At 39.1% G+C, this 20,530-nt stretch carries 18 protein-coding genes and 1 pseudogene; 12 read left to right on the forward strand and 7 right to left on the reverse strand.

All coding sequences use genetic code 11. The features are described from left to right. Window positions 1-262: 262 nt before the first annotated feature. Window positions 263-1,285: a capsule assembly Wzi family protein gene (locus tag QL998_RS00495; RefSeq protein WP_356948104.1), complete on the reverse strand. Its 1,023-nt coding sequence runs from the start codon at window positions 1,283-1,285 to the stop codon at window positions 263-265. Window positions 1,286-1,401: 116 nt separating this feature from the next. Between QL998_RS00495 and QL998_RS00500 the strand changes: the two genes are divergently transcribed. The 7 genes and pseudogenes from QL998_RS00500 (at window position 1,402) to QL998_RS00530 (ending at window position 6,270) form a co-directional block, all read left to right on the forward strand. Further along, entirely contained in the window at window positions 1,402-2,673 is a 1,272-nt protein-coding gene (locus tag QL998_RS00500; RefSeq protein ID WP_290191905.1) for an IS4 family transposase, read from the forward strand. A 38-nt stretch (window positions 2,674-2,711) separates the two neighbouring features. After that, a pseudogene (locus tag QL998_RS00505) lies at window positions 2,712-3,056 on the forward strand (molybdenum cofactor guanylyltransferase); the annotation flags it as partial. Continuing rightward, window positions 3,053-3,592: a molybdenum cofactor biosynthesis protein B gene (gene moaB, locus QL998_RS00510; protein WP_165743807.1), complete on the forward strand. Its 540-nt coding sequence runs from the start codon at window positions 3,053-3,055 to the stop codon at window positions 3,590-3,592. The pseudogene QL998_RS00505 and the gene moaB, both read left to right, overlap by 4 nt. Before the next feature lies 1 nt (window position 3,593). Beyond that, complete coding sequence (gene moaC, locus QL998_RS00515) at window positions 3,594-4,064, forward strand: cyclic pyranopterin monophosphate synthase MoaC (RefSeq protein ID WP_149606408.1); 471 nt, start codon at window positions 3,594-3,596, stop codon at window positions 4,062-4,064. Beyond that, entirely contained in the window at window positions 4,042-4,341 is a 300-nt protein-coding gene (locus tag QL998_RS00520) for a MoaD/ThiS family protein (protein WP_290191907.1), read from the forward strand. Before moaC ends, QL998_RS00520 begins: the two co-directional genes overlap by 23 nt. Further along, window positions 4,341-4,799 (forward strand): molybdopterin synthase catalytic subunit MoaE, encoded by a 459-nt coding sequence (gene moaE, locus QL998_RS00525; protein ID WP_024590927.1) that lies wholly within the window; start codon window positions 4,341-4,343, stop codon window positions 4,797-4,799. Before QL998_RS00520 ends, moaE begins: the two co-directional genes overlap by 1 nt. 151 nt (window positions 4,800-4,950) lie before the next feature. Next, window positions 4,951-6,270, forward strand: coding sequence for a hypothetical protein (locus QL998_RS00530; protein ID WP_197188132.1), 1,320 nt, complete (start codon window positions 4,951-4,953; stop codon window positions 6,268-6,270). 158 nt (window positions 6,271-6,428) lie between these two features. On the opposite strand, the gene QL998_RS00535 is transcribed toward QL998_RS00530, so the two are convergent. From QL998_RS00535 to nirB, 5 genes are all read right to left on the reverse strand, one after another. Beyond that, window positions 6,429-6,656, reverse strand: a complete 228-nt coding sequence (locus QL998_RS00535) for a putative zinc-binding metallopeptidase (protein WP_290191908.1) — start codon at window positions 6,654-6,656, stop codon at window positions 6,429-6,431. A 20-nt stretch (window positions 6,657-6,676) separates the two neighbouring features. Then, window positions 6,677-7,888, reverse strand: coding sequence for a nitrate- and nitrite sensing domain-containing protein (locus QL998_RS00540; protein WP_290191909.1), 1,212 nt, complete (start codon window positions 7,886-7,888; stop codon window positions 6,677-6,679). Between the two features lie 274 nt (window positions 7,889-8,162). Further along, complete coding sequence (gene cobA, locus QL998_RS00545) at window positions 8,163-9,026, reverse strand: uroporphyrinogen-III C-methyltransferase (protein ID WP_290191910.1); 864 nt, start codon at window positions 9,024-9,026, stop codon at window positions 8,163-8,165. A 9-nt stretch (window positions 9,027-9,035) separates the two neighbouring features. Further along, on the reverse strand, window positions 9,036-9,389 hold the full coding sequence (gene nirD, locus QL998_RS00550) for a nitrite reductase small subunit NirD (RefSeq protein WP_002959861.1): 354 nt from the start codon (window positions 9,387-9,389) through the stop codon (window positions 9,036-9,038). Further along, window positions 9,376-11,949, reverse strand: a complete 2,574-nt coding sequence (gene nirB, locus QL998_RS00555; protein WP_290191911.1) for a nitrite reductase large subunit NirB — start codon at window positions 11,947-11,949, stop codon at window positions 9,376-9,378. The genes nirD and nirB overlap by 14 nt, the downstream gene beginning before the upstream one ends. A 394-nt stretch (window positions 11,950-12,343) precedes the next feature. Between nirB and QL998_RS00560 the strand changes: the two genes are divergently transcribed. Both QL998_RS00560 and QL998_RS00565 read left to right on the forward strand, forming a co-directional pair. Further along, window positions 12,344-13,237, forward strand: coding sequence for a pyridoxamine 5'-phosphate oxidase family protein (locus QL998_RS00560; RefSeq protein ID WP_290191912.1), 894 nt, complete (start codon window positions 12,344-12,346; stop codon window positions 13,235-13,237). After that, entirely contained in the window at window positions 13,162-14,493 is a 1,332-nt protein-coding gene (locus QL998_RS00565; RefSeq protein WP_290191913.1) for a 2Fe-2S iron-sulfur cluster-binding protein, read from the forward strand. Before QL998_RS00560 ends, QL998_RS00565 begins: the two co-directional genes overlap by 76 nt. Before the next feature lie 125 nt (window positions 14,494-14,618). On the opposite strand, the gene QL998_RS00570 is transcribed toward QL998_RS00565, so the two are convergent. After that, a complete protein-coding gene (locus QL998_RS00570) occupies window positions 14,619-16,691 on the reverse strand; it encodes a TonB-dependent receptor (RefSeq protein ID WP_290191914.1) in 2,073 nt (690 codons plus the stop codon). Between the two features lie 134 nt (window positions 16,692-16,825). Here QL998_RS00570 and QL998_RS00575 point away from each other — a divergent pair, with 134 nt between their 5' ends. The 3 genes from QL998_RS00575 to QL998_RS00585 all read left to right on the forward strand — a co-directional run bounded on the left by QL998_RS00575 (window position 16,826) and on the right by QL998_RS00585 (window position 20,511). Beyond that, window positions 16,826-17,809, forward strand: a complete 984-nt coding sequence (locus QL998_RS00575; RefSeq protein WP_182197957.1) for a LysR family transcriptional regulator — start codon at window positions 16,826-16,828, stop codon at window positions 17,807-17,809. Window positions 17,810-17,971: 162 nt separating this feature from the next. After that, window positions 17,972-18,916 (forward strand): ABC transporter substrate-binding protein, encoded by a 945-nt coding sequence (locus tag QL998_RS00580; protein ID WP_290191915.1) that lies wholly within the window; start codon window positions 17,972-17,974, stop codon window positions 18,914-18,916. Window positions 18,917-19,321: 405 nt separating this feature from the next. Then, a protein-coding gene (locus QL998_RS00585; protein ID WP_290191947.1) for an IS3 family transposase occupies window positions 19,322-20,511 on the forward strand; the annotation gives its coding sequence in 2 pieces (ribosomal slippage) (window positions 19,322-19,589 and window positions 19,589-20,511; 1,191 coding nt in all). The last annotated feature ends 19 nt before the right edge of the window (window positions 20,512-20,530 follow it).

Below are 20,530 nucleotides of genomic sequence, written 5' to 3' on the forward strand. Positions count from 1 at the left end.
CTCAGTATTCTTGTTATCAAGTCTAAAGTAGCAAAACATATAATACTCTACGGTGTGGACATAAATGACGGGCTCTAAATACTCCATGGCATGTAGTTTTCACCCTGAGTCAAGGTATCTGGCAGTGATTAAACTTTAGGCGGGGCTTTATACCCCGCTTTTTATAAAGTTAAATTACATTAGCGCGAAGTAAATTCGCACCTACAGGGTGAATATACCGTAAGTGGTGTTTTATACCTCGCACCCTGCGCTTTATAGGCGGTTAAAAATTAGCAAATACACCTAACCTAGCAAACGTTTCCCCGTACACATCCTTACCTTGGTACAACTCAGCTCCCCAACTTTTTGCGCCCATTATTGGGTTACTCAACTTACGTGTGTATGCCGTTTGCAGTTCGTAACTTGTTTTATAGCCACTGCGTTTATTTTCAAGCATACGGATAGTTGTATTTAAGCTTTCTATTTTACTTAATTGCCAATGCCAGTTTACGCTCATCGATTTAGCCGGAGTGTAGTCTGTGTAGTCGTGTTCATCACCCGCCCAGTGGCCAATTACGTTGCCTGAGTTACGGTTGCCATCTTGATATATACTATTTGCATACCAGCTCTTTTGTAAGTTACTGTGCTCGAAGCGTAAACTGTGGTTGTTGGCAATAAAAGGTAAATAAATACCAAAGCTATATGCATTATTGCGAGAACCACCCAATGTATCTTCAAGTGCTATTTCACCGTATAACTCGTAAGGAAGTGCATAAATACTATTGTTATACGCAAAAGTAATTGAGCCTAACTGATCTCCAAGCTCAAAATCTGCATCAACTTCCTCGGCATCTGAGCGAGTTATATTATCTTTAGTGCCAGGGGTAAAAAAACCTTCCGCAAAGTCTTTTAACGTAACGCTTCGCGGCCCACCACCAAATTGCATTAAGCGACTCAAGCCTATTGTTAGATTATCGGTTGCAGCAAAACTGGTATGCAAGCCAAATAAATAAGGCTTACCGGGTGTAAATTCATTACCGTTTACAGGATCGTAGTTACCTTTACGGATCCCGCGTTGCTCGGTCATTTTACTAATAAACATATCATAGCGAATATTAAAGCTGGTTATTGGCTTTACATTACTCAGTGTTATAGAAGGCATTGTTTTAGCGTGTGTGCTTAATAGCATGGCACTGTCGTTAAATGGTGAGTACCAATGTTCTCGATAACCTACATCTAATTGCGCGTACTTATTACCAAGGTAAAAAAAGCTTTGTGTAGGTAATATTTCATCTTCGTTGGCTATGCCAGCAACACTTACACCAAAGTCATAGGTAAGATCTTAAGAAATTGAGTTGAAGCTCAATTCATGATCAAATTGTTATTACCACACAAACCACAGAATCAAGAAAAGAGCTTCAAATGAATGCTAACATTTTTATTAATAAGTTAAAAAGTATCCTAAGTGAAAAAAAACTGAACCGACTTGGTAAACAAGTAGCATTTACTAAAAGAGAAAGAAATATTACCGCATTTCATATGGTTGTTAGTCTTGTTGCTGCGCTTGGGGATAAAAAAACGATCTATTTATCCGAAATATTAAGAGTTTATAATCAGCTAACAGGGCAGTCTATTAAGTATAAGCCTTTTCAAAACCAGTTAGTTAAACCTGAACTAGCTGAACTAATGCGAGAGGTAACAAATAGAGTTTTTAATTGTTGGATAAATGATGCGCTTAAGTACACGAAAAAAGATTTGTTCAAGTTTGAGAATATTTTAATTCAGGACGGTAGCTCTATTATGCTTCATCGTTCTTTAAAAGATGTTTTTCCTGGGCGATTTTCAAATACGTGTCCAGCAGCGATTGAATTGCATGCTACTTTAAATTTAACGCAAGGTTGCTTTGAAAAAGCAGGTATAACACCAGACAGTTATTCTGAACGTGAAGAACTTCCAACATTTAAAGAGTTGAAAGGACAGTTGTTACTTGCTGATAGAGGGTATTATTCAGGTAGTTATATTCATGAATTAGATAAAGCAGGAGGATTTTACGTATTAAGAGCTAAGGGGTTAAAAGCAGTCAGAGTACATAATGCTTTTAAGCAAAATGGACAGGAATTAACAGGAAGTCATTCCCCAAAGTTATGTGAATTGCTCCCCGAATTACCTAAAAATGATCTTATTGATATGAATGTTAGCATAAAAAACAAGCTAACAAGAGTCGTTGGGTATTGGTCAAAAAAAGAAAAACAATATACATTTTTAGTCACTAATTTATCTATTGATGAATTTACAGCGACTGAAATAGGCAAATTATATAGGTTACGCTGGCAGGTTGAATTACTTTTTAAGGAGTGTAAGTCTTATAATAATTTACGCGGCTTTCAAACATCAAACGCAACCTTACAAGAGGCGCGAATTTATGTAAGTTTAATAGTAACCACGCTTAAAAGGTTTTTAACTGGCTGTATTGAAAAGATATTCAAAACTGAAATATCTACAATGACAGTAGCAAAAACAACGGGTGTTTGGTGGATTGGCATATTAACAGCGATTATTAGGAAGCATAGGAAAGGATTGTTAAATGCAGTTAATGCAGCATTTGACTTTCTGAGGAAAAATACAGCTAGGGCACACCCCAAACGCGATCGAAAAACAGGAGTATTTCAGTATGGGGTAGAGCCAAATTTTTAAGGCTGTACTTAATATTTTTCTTAAGTACCTACCTATGACTCACAAGTAGTTTGTTAAGCACAATAGTGCTGGCTTCTCAGACAAATAACGTACAAAGTATGAACAATCAATTAAATCAGTCACAAATACAGGCTTGGCACTTTGAAAATGAACCGCTACCGCTGTATATTCGTAATACAAGCAGTGTAAAAAATCATTTAAAACACATACTCACAAACGCAAACTGTCATAAATCAATAAAACAGTTTACCCAAAGCATTGGTGTGCAAACGCTTTTATGTAATAAAGCGCATGCATTAATAAACACCAATACACCGGCGCAATTTAAAGCTGTAGATGAGCATTTTGACCAAAGCATTAATCAATTGAGAAAAACATTATGAGCCACACAAGCGATACACAAATACCTTTAAACATTGCCGTACTTACAGTAAGCGACACGCGCGATGCGATTACTGATACCTCAGGTCATTACTTAATTAAAGCGCTAACTGAGGCGGGTCATCACTTAGCGGATAAAGACATAGTTAAAGACGACGTTTACCAAATGCGTGCAGTGGCATCGCAGTGGATAGCCGATGACACCATTCATGCTATTTTAGTGACTGGCGGTACAGGCTTTACTGAGCGCGATTCAACACCAGAGGCATTTGCGCCGCTGTTTGATAAAAGCGTAGACGGTTTTGGTGAGCTATTTAGGCACATATCGTACGGCGAAATTGGTAACTCTACTATTCAATCTCGTGCATTGGCAGGACTTGCTAACAACACCGTTATTTTTTGTATGCCAGGCTCTACAGGCGCATGTAAAACAGCGTGGACAGGCATAATAAAAGATCAACTTAACTCAATGCATAAACCGTGTAACTTTGTACCGCACATTACCATTGGTAAAAAGTGTGAATCGCGTGAGCAATAGTATGTTAAGCCACGTTGACGAAAACGGCCAAGCTAATATGGTTGATGTATCGCTCAAAGAAGTAACCCTGCGCGATGCCTCAGCTGAAGCCTTTATTAGCATGAGCAAGCTTGCCTTTGAGCAAGTAATGCTTAATCAAAACAAAAAGGGAGATGTGCTAGGCGTGGCACGCATTGCAGGTATTCAAGGCGCTAAAAAATGCGCTGATTTAATCCCGCTTTGTCATCCGCTTGCACTTAGTAAAGTCGCTGTTGATTTTGAACTTGATGAAGCAAACAGCCAAATTAAAATAACCAGCTACTGCAAACTTGCAGGTAAAACGGGGGTTGAAATGGAAGCGTTAACAGCGGTATCTGTGGCTAGCCTTACTTTGTTTGATATGTGTAAAGCAGCCGACCCTCTAATGGAAATTAGCGGCATGCGCGTTACTCAAAAAGCAGGGGGCAAAAATGGTAGTTGGCAACGCGATTAATCCAAACGATGCAATATCTAGCGCCGGGAAAGTAGAGTTATTGTTTTTTGGGCAACTAAAAGAGCGCTTGAAGTGCAGTAAATTAAGCCTTGAGATTACGCAGCCGCTTAGTATTTCAGAGCTTAAATTAAGATTAGTTAGCCAATACCCGCATTGGCAACCGTGGCTGGAGGAGCGTGAGCTACTTGCAGCGCTTAACCAAACTATGTCATCAAGCGACGCAATAGTGAAAGCAGGGGATGAGCTTGCCTTTTTCCCGCCGGTTACAGGTGGCTAATGAGCATACATATTCAAGTACAAATTGATGATTTTAATGTAGGTGACGAGCACAATGCGCTTTGTAGTAATAATAAAAGCGATGGCGCTGTTGTCACCTTTACAGGTTTGGTAAGAGAGTTCAGCAGTGGCGATAACGTTACTGCACTTGAGCTTGAGCACTACCCTGGTATGACTGAGCAACTGCTTCAATCTATTGCAGAGCAAGCACAAACTCGCTGGCAACTGGCGAGAATATGCATTATTCACCGCGTTGGTTACTTAGCACTTGGCGAGCAAATTGTATTTGTAGGCGTAACTTGCCGCCATCGCCAAGCCGCGTTCGAAGGCGCACAATTTATAATGGATTATTTAAAAAACCACGCCACGTTTTGGAAAAAAGAGCACTTTAAAGACTCATCAAATTGGGTTGAGTTTAAACAAAGTGACAAACAAGCGCTGGGCAAGTGGGAAGAGTGATACAGATATTTAATTATTTACGTTCAGTAAAGGCTTTATAGCTCGATAATAAATAACTTATGTAACTCTCAGTTTGCGTGTGAAGTCTGCGTTTTTCGTGTTATAAATCAGCAATATTAGATTGTTAGCTCGACCCAAGTCTGGAAGACATATGCGCACATCAAAAATGTTATATTTTACAATATTATTACTTGTTCTACTTTCAGCTTTTCTTGCTGTATGGGTATATGATTTAAAAGAAGGTAAAGATTTACTAAGCTTTACCATATCAACAGTAAGCTTTTGTATAGCCGTATTAGCTTTATTTATTACTGTTAGAACATATACATCAATTGATAGTGTAAATAACATTAGTAAAATGGAAGGTAACATTTTAGATAATGAAAATTACGTAACCTCACTTCCAGAGTTAATTAATCAGTTTAAGTCCCAAGATGAAAATACACTAGAGAAAGAAATTTTTGACTCTATTGAGCATAAACTAAAAAAAGAGTCAGAAACCGCCGTCCTCTTTGCCGATACCCTGCAATATATAATTGACCTAATTGTTTTATTTCCAGCTGTTTTTAATGCATCAGAAACTAACAAAGTACTTTATAAAAAGCGTATGGATACAATTTTGTCAGAAGTTGATAGGCGCTGTGAAATATTGCACTCGGTGAGTAAAGGTAATTCAATTCAAATAACGGAAACAATAAAGCTATTTAAAGCTGTTGTGTCTTACCAAAGTTTTGTAGCTGATGATAATTTTAATATTCATGCAGACTTACTTCATGTGAGAGGTCCAATTCTTCGTAACCCAGTGACAAAAACTATTTACCATAATTACCTAGGTTTGTATTACAACAAAAAAGGCATGCATTTATTACGAGAGTCGCTAAATATGAACTCTGTAGATATTTTGTCGATTGATGGTTTAGAGCTGGCTCAAAAAAATATTAATACCATAGAGCCATCAATACTTGAAGAAGTAAGTATGTATCTTAAATCTGCCGCTGAGCAGTTCGATAAAGCACTTAAAGTATCTAGCGAAGATGTTATGTGGCCTGGTTTTATTAATTACAATAAAGCACGTACGGTATACTTTTTATCTTTACTATCAAATACAAAGCTTAATTGGTTAGATATTCTCGACGAAGCAATAGAGTCTCGCAGCAGGTTAAATCGACTAATTGACGAAATTTTAATGATAGACAGATCAAAACCAGCCAATATTGTTAGTACACATTTAAGAGAGTTTTTTCTGTATCAAGAAGAGTTAGCACGTACAGTAAAATTGAATATTTTACTGTCGAATAATCTAACCAGACAAAATAATGCATCTATTATATATAAAGGGATTAATATCTCTGATATATCAAACGAAAAACTAACTGAATTATTTGTATCAATACAAAAGTTTTCTACAGTTAGTATTTACCAAGAAAAAATCATAAGTCGACTTAAGAATAACCTCGCTGTGACAAGCTAATAAAGCTTCAGCGAGAAAGTAGGGATATATACTATTTTTAGACTTTTATTTTTACGGCTTTTTTCTCATCATAAAAAAGCCACCTACCTATGCATGAAAAGTCATAGCAAGAATAAATGGCTCTTTATTAAAATGTTTTTTGGACTGAGCTTATTTTATTACACTTTTCCAATGCTCACATCAGGCATTAAATTGAGCCTGTTATGAATGGCATGATGGATGAAAGATAACTTAGTTCGCACCGCTTGAGTAAGTACAAATGGGTAGGCATCGGCAAGTCCCATGCTGCGATTTAGTGAATTTAGAATGATCGAAAATTCCATCCAAGTATCTAAAATAGCATCAATCGATGTTTGTGAATTAAAGTAATAAGCACTTTGTGGCAATCGAAGCTCGTCTGCTTCATCTAATCCATTGCTTGTTTTTGTAGCTGTTTATGGGCTTGCTCTTCGGTGAGCTTTAACTGCTCAATAAGTATGTACTTGGCTTGGTGAATTACCTTTTGCTCACTAATAACTTTTTTAGCATCAAGTAACGCTTGGTTTATTTGTTTTATATGCTGGCTTTGCTCGATAATTAAATCATACATAGTTTTATTACTGTTGAGCTTATCGGCCGCTATATTTTGGTTTACTTCTGGCTCTGGTTGCTTAATGGCTAATTGGCCAAAAGTAGGGGCTATGTGTTGCTCTGCCATATTGTTAAGTACTTGCTTATTTGTATTTAAACTACGTTGAGCACAGGCTATTTGCATTGCTGCAGTATCAATTAATTGATCTGCTATATTTTGTTCAATTTTGTGCATTATATCTATGCGCGTAGTGGTTACTTCGTACCATACTTCGCTTAGTTGCGAGAGCGGTTGAGCATTCTCGTCATCGAGTTTTTGCAGTAAACTTCTAAGTTGCTCTACCTGATTATTAACCTGATGTGTTGTTAACGTGGCAAAGCATTTTACAAGGTGCGCATCGGCGTACTCATTAAAAAAGTCAAAGCTGTGGTTTTGCTCTTGTTCAAAATGCGCGAGTTGTTGTTTTTGCTCAGTGGTAAATTTACTCGCTGCAAATGCTTGTGCACCACAGGCGCGCTCTTGTCCTGCGTACTCTTTACCTTGCATAAAATTGAAAAATGCGACTAACAAACGCGTTATTTTAGGATCGCTTGCGCCATCTGCTGCCTCTAAAATAATATTGAGTAAACTAGCAATTAACTGCGTGAACGACTGCGTAGCATGCACTGCACTAATGTTTTGTTGTGCTATTTGATTGCGTAATTCGGGCAATGCGTCAAGTGTTTGCAGGCTATAGGTAATTAAATTAAATAACCGAGTATGACCAGTATCGGCGTTGTCGTTTATAAATGTTTGTTTAAGAGAATCATAAAATGCAGTTTGTGCGCTGCTGCTTAAAGGAATTTGTTCTTGTAATTGGGTTTTAAATCGCTCGCGATTTGAGGCCAAAAATATATTACTCATTGCACGTTCTTTTTGTAACTGATGTACAAAATCGCCTAACTTAGTAAGCGAGGCACAACTGTTTTGTAATTGCTTTAGCGCGTGTATTTCTTGATACTTAGCCGCTAATAAAAACTGTTTTGTGAGAGGATTGCTTGTCGCCATTGGTATTATTCCACACTTTTTTGTTTTTAAAGTGCAACCACTGTTCCAATCATTAATAAATTTCATCATTGAATTTAAAATCAAGCTAATACAATTGCTTAAAGTGTTATTTTTGTTTTTCACTTTGTTTCTATAATTTAACTTACCATTAATTTTAACTTATTTGGTGCATTTAAGTATGTTGTTGCACACAACTTGAACCCAAATTAAAAACAAAAAAAGCGCCTACTCCTGGGGAGGTAGTAAGCGCGAAAAGTGCATTATTCATTTTACGTCATGCGTTAACATTTACACTGTTTAGTAACTCAGGACTAATAGCCATTTTATGATTTATTACTTCACCAATCATAATTAGGGTAGGGCCTTGAAGGTTGTGTTTAGCATGCTCATTTACTATTTTCTCAAGCGTACTGGTAATTACTTTTTGCTTAGTAGTAGTGGCATTCTCTATTAGTGCGATGGGTGTATTACTTGGCCAGCCCACTGATTGCAAACCGTTGCTTAGCGTTTGTAAGCGCGAAAGCCCCATATAAACCACTAAAGTGGGGTTGTTGTTTGCAGGCATAAACGCGTAATTTTGCCAATGAGGTTGCTTGTTAGGATCGGCAAACTGCGCTGTTAAAAATGTAACACTACGCGCTACATCGCGTGCAGTGAGCGGAATACCCGTATAAGCGGACGTAGCACAAGCCGTTGTCACACCCGGAACAATAGCAAAATTAATATTATGCTCACTAAGCGCATCGGCTTCTTCGTTAATACGTGCAAATATACTCGGATCGCCGCCTTTTAAACGCACTACGTTTAAGCCTTGTTGTGCGTATTTAACCAGTAGTTCGCAAATGTTAGCTTGGGTCATCGAATGTTTACCCGCACGTTTACCTACAAATACTCGCTGTGCTTTTTTAGGAAGCGTTTTTAATAAATCATCGCTTACTAACCAATCGTATAAAACAACATCGGCGGTATTAATTAAACGCTGCGCTTTTACCGTAATTAGCTCTGCTTCTCCTGGGCCCGCACCAATTATATAAACGTTGCCGCTTTTGACGCTGCGACTATTTGAGCTTGTTAGCTTAGTAACAAGCTTATTTAGCCACACGTTTTCAATACCCGAAAAATAAGACAGTACACTCATACTATTCCCTTAAGCCACTGCTGTTGTAACTTTTGGTTCAGAGCTTATAAATACACTGCCGTCTTCAATTTTTGCATTAAAAACCGGTAAGTGTATTGCTTCTGCTTCTAAACATTCGCCTGTTTCTAGGCAAAAGTGTTGCTTATATAAAGGCGATGCGACAACTAATTTATTGTCGATTGAGCCAATAATGCCACGCGACAATACATTGGCTTTGCCAATCGGGTCGTAGTTGCTAATGGCAAACACAGCCGTTGGATTTTGTGGAATGTAAAAAATAGCCACTTGCTGATTATTAACTAATGCGCATACGCCGCTATTAGCCACTAGGTTGTCGATTGTTCCAATATTATGCCAAGACATCAGCTTGCTCCTCTTCAACTTCCATTACTGGAATACGGTTTTGTGTATTACGTTGATCACGCTTTTCGGCTTCTGTAGCAGGGCGTATTTGGTTACGCTCTTGCACAAACAAAATGTTGTCGTCGGTTTCGGGGCTATTAACAAACTGGCGGAATCGTTTGGCAGCATCTGGGCTTTCAATCGCTTTTTTCCATTCACACGCATAGGTTTGTGTAATTAATTCCATTTGCGCTTCTAGCTCGTCGCAAATGCCTAAGCTGTCGTCAATTACTACGCTTTTAAGGTAGTCTAAACCGCCTTCAAGGTTTTCCATCCATACCGACGTACGCTGTAATTTGTCAGCCGTTTTAATGTAAAACATAATTACGCGGTCAATGTATTTAATTAGTGTTGGCGTGTCTAAATCGGTCGCAAATAAATCAGCATGGCGAGGGCGCATACCGCCATTACCACACACGTATAAGTTCCAGCCATTTTCGGTGGCTATAATGCCAATATCTTTACTTTGTGCTTCGGCGCATTCGCGGGTACAACCCGATACCGCCATTTTAAATTTATGCGGTGCGCGTAACCCTTTGTAGCGGTTTTCAATTTCTATTGCGTGTCCAACGCTATCTTGCACACCATAACGACACCACGTACTACCCACACACGATTTAACAGTTCTAAGAGACTTACCATAGGCATGACCGGTCTCAAATCCGGCTTCTATAAGTCGCTCCCAAATAACAGGAAGCTCTTCTAAACGCGCACCAAATAAATCGATACGCTGACCACCAGTGACTTTGCAGTACAGGTTAAAGTCTTTGGCTACTTGTCCAATTACAATGAGTTTGTCGGGTGTTATTTCGCCGCCAGCAATACGCGGTACCACAGAGTACGAACCATCTTTTTGCATATTTGCTAGGTACGTATCGTTAGTGTCTTGCAAACCAACATGAGCGGGCTCTAAAATAAAGTCGTTCCATGTTGAGGCTAAAATAGAGCCAATGGCAGGTTTACATATTTCACAGCCATGACCGCTGCCGTGTTTAGTTAGTAAGTCATCAAAGCTTTTAATGCTTTCTACTTTTACCATGTGCAGTAGTTCTTGGCGTGAATACGCAAAGTGCTCACATACATGGTTGTTTACTTCAACTCCACGACTTGCTAATTCGTTATCAACAACTGATTTTAGTAACGCAGCACAACCGCCACAGCCGCTTGCTGCTTTAGTGCATGATTTTACCGAGGCTAAATCGCATGAGCCGCCATCGATTGCACCCACGATGTCGCCTTTACTCACATTGTGACACGAACAAATAGTGGCGGTGTCGGGTAGGGCACTGCCAGATAACGACGGCGCGCCGCCGCTATCTGGTAAAATTAAACACTCAGGGTTTTCTGGTAAGTCCATGTCGTTAAGCATGTACTGCAATAAAGTATCGTAGTCGCTGGTATCGCCAACTAGTACAGCGCCCAGTAATTTATCGCCTTTTTCACTTAGTATGATTTTTTTATAACAGCCGCGAATAGCGTCTTGGTATATAAGCTCTTTACAGTCAGGCGTTTTTGCATGAGCGTCGCCAATTGAGCCTACTTCTACGCCTAACAACTTAAGTTTAGTGCTCATGTCGGCACCTAAAAACTCAAGCTCGCCACCACTTAATTGGCTCGCTGCAACGCGCGCCATGTTGTAACCCGGTGCGACTAAGCCAAATAGTTTTTTGTCCCACAGGGCGCATTCCCCAATGGCTAAAATATCAGGATCAGATGTTTGGCATTGGTTATTAATAATAATACCGCCGCGTTCACCAAGCTCTAAATCAGCAATTTTACCTAGCTGATCATACGGGCGAATACCGGCAGAGAACAAAATTAGGTCTGTTTCTAAAAATGACTCATCCGAAAAATTTAATCTAAAGCGACTCGTTTCGCCTTTTACTATTTCGCTGGTCGCCTTTGATGTATGTACCGTTACGCCAAGTTTTTCTATTTTATTTTTTAGTAGCGTACCGCCTTGTCCATCAAGCTGAACAGCCATAAGTTGTGGCGCAAATTCAACTACGTGGGTATCAAGCCCCAGTTGCTTAATGGCGTTAGCGGCTTCAAGCCCCAATAAACCACCGCCAATAACAACACCGCTTTTACTTACAGCGGCACTGGCTTTTATTTGTTCTAAATCTTCTAATGTACGATACACCAAACAATGAGGTTGGTCGTTACCTTTTATAGGCGGCACAAATGGAAATGAACCTGTTGCCAATATAAGCTTATCGTACGGGTATTGCTCACCAGTTAGCGTGGTTACTATTTTTGCTGTTCTATCAATGCCTTCAACCCACTGGCTGGTATGCACATTAATATTAAGTTGTTTGTAGTTGTCGTGAGTGGTAAGTGCTAAATCGGCGGCTGTTTTGCCATCAAATACACTTGATAAGTACACGCGATCGTATGCAAGATTTGCTTCTCCGCAAAGTACCGTAATGTCTGCGTTGGCATCGCTTTGGCGCATTTGCTCAACAAAGTGGTGTCCGACCATACCATTACCAATAATGAGTATTTTTTGCGAGGTTTGCATATGGCATTCCTTAAAGTGACGGTTTAAATACAAATAACAAAAAAGCCCGCCACAAATACGCATTAAGCATAATTGTGTGCGGGCTTCTTTGCCGATGGTTGCTAATAGCTATAGTGCCAACAACCTAAATTTTTGCCGTAAATAAAACTGGCTTGTTAATAGAGTGTTTGCAAAAATATAGCCAGTTTTTTAAATTGTTGTTTAAATAGTATTTAATGTTTTTTTAGAGTGAATGAAAAACCCGTTTTGACATATGTTGGTGCGCGCCTGGCACTAAGAGGGTGCAAGTATTGTCATTGTATTGTGCATTATCAGTCAATAAAACACCCATTATCATTCATTGTGTATTGAGTTAAATTTAGCCCATAAAATACGCACACGAATTACAAGCAAAATGATAAACACAAATTCAATAGATGATTCCCCTTTTCACGAAGGCGAGTTGGCAATACAAGACAAACTCGGTAAACGAAAAATAATGGCAACATTTAGCAAACGTGGCGTGCGCTCATTTATGCCAGAGCAGCATCAAGCCTTTTTTGAGCAGTTACCATTTGTGGTTGCAGGCAGTGTTGATGAAAACGCTGATCCGTGGGTATCTATTGTTTCAGGTATGCCTGGCTTTTTAAGCTCACCCACACCCATATCATTATTAATGACCCACGCGGTTGATAAAAACGACCCCTTACATAACACGTTAAATATTGCCGGCTCGCCAATTGGTTTATTAGGCATTGAGCTAAGCACGCGTAGGCGTAACCGTTTAAATGTGCGCGTAGGTGAGGTAATTAATGATAATCAGGTGAGTTTTTGTGTTGATCAATCCTTTGGAAATTGCCCGCAGTATATTCAAACGCGCGACTTAGTGTTCAACACAGACCCTTTACTTAAAAGTAATGCACTGCAAAAAGTTGAATTTAATACACTTGATAACGCAGCTAGTGCGTTAATTGACACCGCCGATACATTTTTTGTTTCGAGTTTTATAACCGCAAAAAACAACCCAGAAATTGAAGGTGTTGATGTTTCTCACCGTGGTGGGTTGCCGGGTTTTGTAAAACGCGAAGGCAACACATTAACGATTCCTGATTACGCAGGTAACAATTTTTTTAATACCTTAGGTAACTTTTTATTAAACCCAAAAGCAGGTTTGTTATTTCCTGATTTTGACACGGGTAATGTATTAATGCTTACTGGCAGCGTTGAAGTTTTATGGGACGGGAACCAGAGCTTGAAGGCTTTATTGGCGCAGACCGAGGCTGGAAATTTACCCTCACTAAAGGAATGAGGCTTAAAAATTTACTCCCGTTTAGTGCTAAATTTGATGCTTATTCCCCTAACACTAAAATGACGGGCACATGGCTTGAGGCTGATAAAAACAAACAAGCCGAAAAACTAAAACATACTTGGCAGCCTTTAAAAGTAACTAAAATAATTAAAGAAAATAATGTAATTACCTCCTTTTATTTAGAAGGGCATAACAATACAACCTTGTTACCGTTTAAAGCTGGGCAGCATTTAACTGTACAAATACCATGTAAAAATAGTAGCAATAGCAGTAACAGCAAACCTGTTATTAGAACCTACACCGTGTCATCGAGCCCTCATGAACTATTTTATCGGTTATCGATTAAAAAAGAGCTCAGTGGCGAGGTGTCTAACTACTTTCATGATGAGGTAAAAGTAGGCGACGTTATTTTAGCTAAATACCCACAAGGGCAGTTTTTTATTGACCCAACTAGCGCCAAACCAGCAGTACTAATTGGTGGCGGGATAGGTATTACACCTATGATCTCAATGGCTAAACATATTGCCAATGAAGGGTTAAGAACCCGCTATACACGCCCTTTGCATATTTTCCATAGTGCTAAAAGTGCCCAACAGCGTGCGTTTTATAACGAGCTAAAAACACTTGCAGATACGAGTGGCGGGGCAATTGATTACTACTCACTTTTATCTCAGCCTGAGCTTGATGAAAAACAAGGCGATGGCTTTAACGTAAAAGATGAGAGTTTTAATTTAAAAGACGAAAGCTTTGATTTAAAAGGGCGCATAAATGCGGATGTGTTTAGGTATTATTTACCACTTGATGATTACGAGTTCTTTTTATGTGGACCGCAAGCGTTTATGCAACACGTATATAACGAGCTGTTATTGCTCGGTGTGCAGGATAAAAACATATTTGCTGAAGCATTTGGACCCTCCAGTATTAAGCGCAAAGTACTTAACACAAGCGAAGCGCCTAATAAAAGCAAAGAGATTAGCGTAGAAGAAGCAGACAACACCATCATTAAATTTAGTAAATCGGGCTTTGAACAGCGCTGGAATAAAGGCGATAACACTATACTTAATGTAGCCGAATCCCATGGCTTAGAACCTGAGTTTGGCTGTCGAAACGGCAGTTGCGGCAGTTGCGCTGTAAAAATAAATGCAGGAGCTGTGGTGTATCGCAATACCGTAAGTTACCCAGTAGAGACAGGGCAGGCGCTAATTTGCTGCGCCGTACCTGCTAAAGGCGTTGAGGTGCTTGATTTAAATCTGTAGTGTTTTGAAATATAGCGTTTTTATATACAGCGCTTTTAAATACAAAACTATGCGCTAAAACTAAAACAACTGTTTTTTGTTAAACAAACGGAGCGTTTTAAAAACGCTCCGTTGAATTACTTTTATTAAAACTCAAAATTAAAACTGACCGTAAGTCTTCTTCCGTCTAGCACAACGCCGTAGGTTTCATTGGTCACTACACGGTTTGTAACATTGTATAAACCAGCCATTACTTTCAGATTATCAGTCATCCAATATTGTGCGCCTATGTCCATCATGGTGTAGCCGGGTGTACCATCACTTAAGCTTGTACGGCTTAAATAGTCAGTAGTTTCACCACGGTAGTTTACACGACTCCATAAATTTATCGTGTCACTCGCATCCCAGTTTAAGGTTGCATTAGCCATACTCTTGGGTATTTTATTTAAAGGCTCGCCTGCAAAGTCTCCAGATTTTTGCTCAGAGTCTGTAAAAGAGTAGTCAGCTTTAAAGCGAAGGTTGTCGGCAATACGGTAGTTTACAGTCGCTTCTACCCCTTGCATTTCTGCCTCTGAAATATTTTTTTGCGTACTCAAAAATTGATAAGTGTTCCCACTGAATTCACATTGATAGTTTTCAAAATCATTTCTATCAATATTTTCACTAATACAGTAGCGATCTTCTGCTATTTTATCATCAAAATCAGTATGATAAAACGTTAAGCTGGTCGATAGTCCAATTTTAGGATCGTTATAAATAAAACTAACTTCGTAGTTAACGCTAGTTTCTGGATCTAAGTCAGGGTTACCTATTATCAGGGCACGTGAAATGGATGTTCCAGTGGAAGATAGGTTAGGAGATCCGCCCCCACCTGTGCCTCGACCAAAGCCTGCAGTAGCTTGAGATAATGAAGGCTGAGTATATCCTGTAGAAACCCCTCCTTTAACAGTAAAGCGGTTATTTGCATGCCAGTTAGCATAAATCCTAGGTGACCAATGAGAACCAAATTGCTCATCGTTATCGTATCTTAAACCGGTAGTTATGGATAAGTCTTTTATAAAGTTCCATTCAACCTCAGTAAATAAAGCCCCAATCCATCGGTCAACAGTATCACTGGCAATAGCCACGTTGGCATCTAGTAAACCATTCGTTTCGTCAACAAGTTCTTCGGTTTTATATCGTGCGCCCACAGTGTAAATATGTTGCTCTGCTGCATAAGTTGCAGATGTATTAAACGTAATTATTTCTTCTTTTTTATCTTCATCTTGCACGCGTTCAGATAAATCTTGCTGAATATAAGTGTTTGTTGTTAATTTTCCGTAATTACCCATATGGGTGAGGGAGTACATTTGTTTTTCAAATTCGTACTGTGAGCCTTCTGCATCAATAGCTATTGAGTTACCTGGTGTATGCTCAAAATCAATATTTGATGTATCGTAGGCTAGACTCACCTTGTTTTTATCATCAACGGCCCAGTTAAATTTAACCCCAAATTGGGTTGTATCTGAGTCTGGGCGGCTAGCAGTAGCGTCGCCACCGCCAGAGTAATCACTTTCATCTGTATGTTGTATTGAGCCTGTAAGCTCCATGCCTAATACATCTTTAATTAACGCACCGCCAGCGTAAAAGTCGGTATTGTATTGATCATTACTCACATCATTCATAGATGAAGTATAGCTTGCGGCTAAGCTTGCGGCCCATTGTTGTGGAGCAGTACGAGTAATAATATTAATCACTCCGCCCATTGCTTCAGAGCCGTAAAGTGATGACATAGGACCACGAATAACTTCCACACGTTCAATCATTGCAAGTGGTGGAATACCTATTTGTTTACCCCCATCTGAGCCATTAGTATTTACTGAACGACCTGCCGAAAGAGGGCGACCATCGACAAGGTATAATGTGTATTGATCATCCATACCACGGATACTAATATCTTGCATATTACCGCCACCAGTTACATATACGCCTGGTATATCGCGAACAGCATCAACAACAGTGGTATAAGATTGTTTACGTAGCTCTTCTTGTAATATGACCGAAATAGATGCAGGGGCATCTATAATTTTCTGCTGATAACCGGTTGCCGTTACAACCATTGTTTCCATTTCATTTGTTTTTTCTGCCGCTGAAGCGCTCATGGCTATAGGGATCAAAATAGCGAGAGGTAACTTTTTACAGGTCAATGGTACTAACTTCGACATTGATCGTTTGGACATTAAAATGTTCTCCTTTACATATAGGCCTAAATTCAAGAGTGCAAATGATAATACTTACTGTTATCATGTAAAGGGAGTTAAGTGGAACAGTGTGTTGCCAAAGTTGCAACACATGTTGATCGTTTGCTCGTGTAATGGCTAGTTTATTAGCATGTAAATTAGCCGTCACTGAGCGTATTAAACGCAGTAGGGATGTTGCAATGCCTCAATTTAAAGAATTACGTAGTTTTGTCTCTGTGGTTAGTTCAGGAAGCTTATCAAACTCGGCAAAAGCACTGCAGTTATCTAAATCAACTATTAGCCGACATCTTAAAAACTTAGAGCAAGATGTAGGGAGTATTTTACTTAAAAGAATGCCTAACAGCTTGGTGCCTACAGAGGCAGGGCTGTGTTTTTACGATTATTGTGAGCAAATACTAAGTATAGCGAAAGAAGCTAAACAAGAATTAGACACCTTAGATGAAAAAGTACAGGGTGAAGTAGTTATCTATGTTGATAGCGGCTTATTAAGAGGCTGGCTAGGTGATGTTGTTACTCAGTTTTTAACGCGCTTTCCAGATGTTAGCGTGACTTTTAAAACAGATATAAAATCTAACTCAAACCAATGGCAAGACAATATTTTGCTTTGTATGGGACAGTTACCTGAATCCAGCCAACGCCAAGAAAAACTCTGTATTCTTTGGCAGGGGGTATTTGGTAGTAAAGATTACTTTAAGTGTAATGGCTATCCTAACTCACCGGAAGATTTAATAAATACTCACTGGTTACAATTAATTGGCAATAAAAATGAGCAGTTAGTTATGACAAACCAAGGAGGAGAAACATTAAGTGTACTAGTTCCTTCGTCACGAATTCAGTCAGATCAGTTGGTGTTACAAGGAGATGCAATAAGCCAAGGGCATGGGCTTGGTTTACTGCCTCTATGGCAAGCAAACATGCGTCTTAATGCTCACCCCGAATGCTTTGAGCGTTGTTTAAAAGATTGGGTAGGTCATCCTGTTCCTATTTGGTTATGTTATCCTTTTGGCAAATTAGCCAAAAAGCAGCGTGCTTTTATAGAGCATATAAAAAGCAATTTACCGCAGGAATGGGATAATGAGCTTTGCCAAGAAATGTAAATTTTATTTAGTATTACTTAGACAATTTATTTTAAGTGTTTTAGAAACTGCAACGTAAAAAACCGCTTTTTAATCAATAAAAGCAAATGCTACTCATTATCATTTGGTGTGTGGCATGCTAGCATATCCTTAATATGTTCATAAATTAAAAAGGAAATATAAATGTACGGCATACTAATAAAAATGTTTTTTATAGCTGGTTGTAGTTTTTTCTCAGTAGCTAGCTTTGCTAATTACCCAATAACAATTAGCCAAGGGAATACCCAAGTTATTATAAAACAAAAGCCTATAAAAGTAGTTGTATACGATTTAGGTGTACTTGATACATTAACAGCACTTGATATTGATGTAACAGCGGTTGCTAAGGGAGTGTTTCCTGAATATTTAGCTCATTATAACTCCCCAAACAAAGCAATAGCGGGTAGCTTATTTAAGCCAGACTTTGAGGCACTTAAAAAAATTAAACCTGATTTAATTATAGTCGGACCACGCAGCCGTAGAGCATTAGATAAATTAACTGCAATTGCACCTACCATCGATTTAACATTAAGTTCCGATGATTTTGTCTCTAATATTAAAAGAAATATTATACTACTGGGTGATGTTTTTGAAAAACAACAGCAAGCAAAGTTATTGTGGAACAATTTAAATAATAAAATTAATGCTTTGCAGGCTAAAGCAATGGGTAAAGGGCCTGGGCTTGTTTTATTTACTGTAAAAGATATGTTTATTGCGCACTTACCTGGAGACAGATTTGGTATGGTGTATGAACTACTTGGTATACAAAGCTCAAATAAAATTAATAAACCGCAGCTAAAAGATAACGATAAAAGCCAAACTAAAGTGCAAAAAGCCAAACAAGCTGCAGTATTAACAAAGGATTATATGGCAACAAAACCAAATTGGCTGTTTATACTCGACAGAGGTTTAGCAACTGGTGGACAAAGCAATATTGAGCAAGCTTTAGCAAAAGCACCGTTTATAGAAAACTCTCAAGCGTGGCAACAAAAACATGTTTACTACTTAAACCCAACGCAATGGTATGTAATAACAGGCGGCTATACGAGTGTTCTTAATACTGTTAACGAGTTAAATACTATTTGGTAAACATTTTTATTAAAGGTGAGCTGATTATGAATATTTGCTCACCAATTCACTTTAGTTAGATACAAAACGGATAGCGAAAAATTGAAATTTCCTGCATATATATTGGTCATAAATAGAATTTAGCTCAGTACTTTTAAAAACTGCAACAAATAGGTAACTCTACTTATTCTGGTCAACCCGAACTAAACACTTTAAGTTGAGAACTTTTAAACTCCACAGGTAATAAGTGATCATTTACTGAATGCAGCCGAAGCCTATTGTTTAGAGTCTAAAATTGGCTGTCTAAACGTCGGTTGAGGCAGTTGCGCAGTTAAAATAAATACAGGGAGTGTGTAGTGGCATAGTTAATTTGGCCACCTATTAAGAGATGTTATGATTGATTTCATAGCAGCATTAGGTGCCAAGATGAAGAAGAAAATACGTAAGTCATTTAGTCCTGAATTTAGACTAGAAACGGCTCAATTAGTGGTCGATCAAAATTACACCCAAGAAGAAGCGGCCAAGGCGATGGGGGTGGGTAAATCGACTATCAGTAAGTGGGTTAGGCAATTACACGAAGAACGCGCAGGTAAGGCCCCTAAAGCCATGCCGATGACGCCAGAACAGCTTGAAATACGGGAATTGAAAAAGCGCATTGAACGAATAGAGCTGGAGAAAGAGGTTTTAAAAAAGGCTACGGCTCTGTTGATGTCCGACTCCCTGAACAGCTCTCGTTAATCGAGAAACTCAATCAGAGCCAGCCTAAGCGCTATCCAGTTACTTTATTGTGTGAGGTATTTGACGTACATCGCAGTACCTATAAATACTGGCTAGCCAGGGATAATGAAATTTGTCCTGAGCGAGTTCGTTTACTCAGCGATATTAAGCAGATACACAATGAGAGTAACGGCTCTGCGGGGGCCAGAACGATTGCTGATATCGTGACACAGCGCGGCACAAATCTCAGTCGATATCGTGCCGGCAGGCTCATGAAACAACTTGAGTTGGTGAGTTGCCAACTTCCGCAACATGCTTGCAAAAAGGCGGCAAAAGAGCATGTAGAGATACCCAATTTATTGAATAGACAATTTGCCGTCACTGAGCCTAATCAAGTGTGGTGTGGCGACGTGACCTATATTTGGACTGGCAATCGCTGGGCTTATTTAGCCGTTGTGATGGATTTATTTGCTAGAAAACCGGTGGGCTGGGCGATGTCGTTATCCCCTGATAGTCAATTGACCATGCAAGCTTCAACCATGGCCTATGAGCGCAGAGGAAAGCCGAAAGACGTGATGTTTCATAGTGACCAAGGTAGCCATTACACGAGCAGGAAGTTCAGACAATTAATTTGGCGTTACCAATTGACTCAAAGCATGAGTCGCCGTGGAAATTGTTGGGACAACAGTCCAATGGAACGATTTTTTAGAAGTTTAAAAACGGAATGGGTACCCACTACAGGTTATAGGAGTTTTACCGATGCTAAGCATCATATAACGGATTATATTGTTGGCTACTACAGCCAGACTAGGCCGCATCAGTACAATGCTGGTTTAAGCCCAAACGAGTCAGAGAAAAGATTCTGGCTTTACTATAAAACTGTGGCCAATATTACTTGACCACTACAGGTTATTAACT

The sequence above is a fragment of the Pseudoalteromonas sp. APC 3691 genome (assembly GCF_030408135.1).
Classification (GTDB): Bacteria; Pseudomonadota; Gammaproteobacteria; order Enterobacterales; family Alteromonadaceae; genus Pseudoalteromonas.

Coding starts and splice junctions, on each gene's coding strand:
- QL998_RS00560 (WP_290191912.1), top strand. CDS start 12,344: ATGATAAACACAAATTCAATAGATGATTCCCCTTTTCACGAAGGCGAG.
- nirD (WP_002959861.1), bottom strand. CDS start 9,389: ATGTCTTGGCATAATATTGGAACAATCGACAACCTAGTGGCTAATAGC.
- nirB (WP_290191911.1), bottom strand. CDS start 11,949: ATGCAAACCTCGCAAAAAATACTCATTATTGGTAATGGTATGGTCGGA.
- moaB (WP_165743807.1), top strand. CDS start 3,053: ATGAGCCACACAAGCGATACACAAATACCTTTAAACATTGCCGTACTT.
- QL998_RS00580 (WP_290191915.1), top strand. CDS start 17,972: ATGTACGGCATACTAATAAAAATGTTTTTTATAGCTGGTTGTAGTTTT.
- moaE (WP_024590927.1), top strand. CDS start 4,341: ATGAGCATACATATTCAAGTACAAATTGATGATTTTAATGTAGGTGAC.
- QL998_RS00530 (WP_197188132.1), top strand. CDS start 4,951: ATGCGCACATCAAAAATGTTATATTTTACAATATTATTACTTGTTCTA.
- moaC (WP_149606408.1), top strand. CDS start 3,594: ATGTTAAGCCACGTTGACGAAAACGGCCAAGCTAATATGGTTGATGTA.
- QL998_RS00575 (WP_182197957.1), top strand. CDS start 16,826: ATGGCTAGTTTATTAGCATGTAAATTAGCCGTCACTGAGCGTATTAAA.
- QL998_RS00565 (WP_290191913.1), top strand. CDS start 13,162: ATGGGACGGGAACCAGAGCTTGAAGGCTTTATTGGCGCAGACCGAGGC.
- QL998_RS00570 (WP_290191914.1), bottom strand. CDS start 16,691: ATGTCCAAACGATCAATGTCGAAGTTAGTACCATTGACCTGTAAAAAG.
- QL998_RS00500 (WP_290191905.1), top strand. CDS start 1,402: ATGAATGCTAACATTTTTATTAATAAGTTAAAAAGTATCCTAAGTGAA.
- QL998_RS00540 (WP_290191909.1), bottom strand. CDS start 7,888: ATGGCGACAAGCAATCCTCTCACAAAACAGTTTTTATTAGCGGCTAAG.
- QL998_RS00520 (WP_290191907.1), top strand. CDS start 4,042: ATGGTAGTTGGCAACGCGATTAATCCAAACGATGCAATATCTAGCGCC.
- cobA (WP_290191910.1), bottom strand. CDS start 9,026: ATGAGTGTACTGTCTTATTTTTCGGGTATTGAAAACGTGTGGCTAAAT.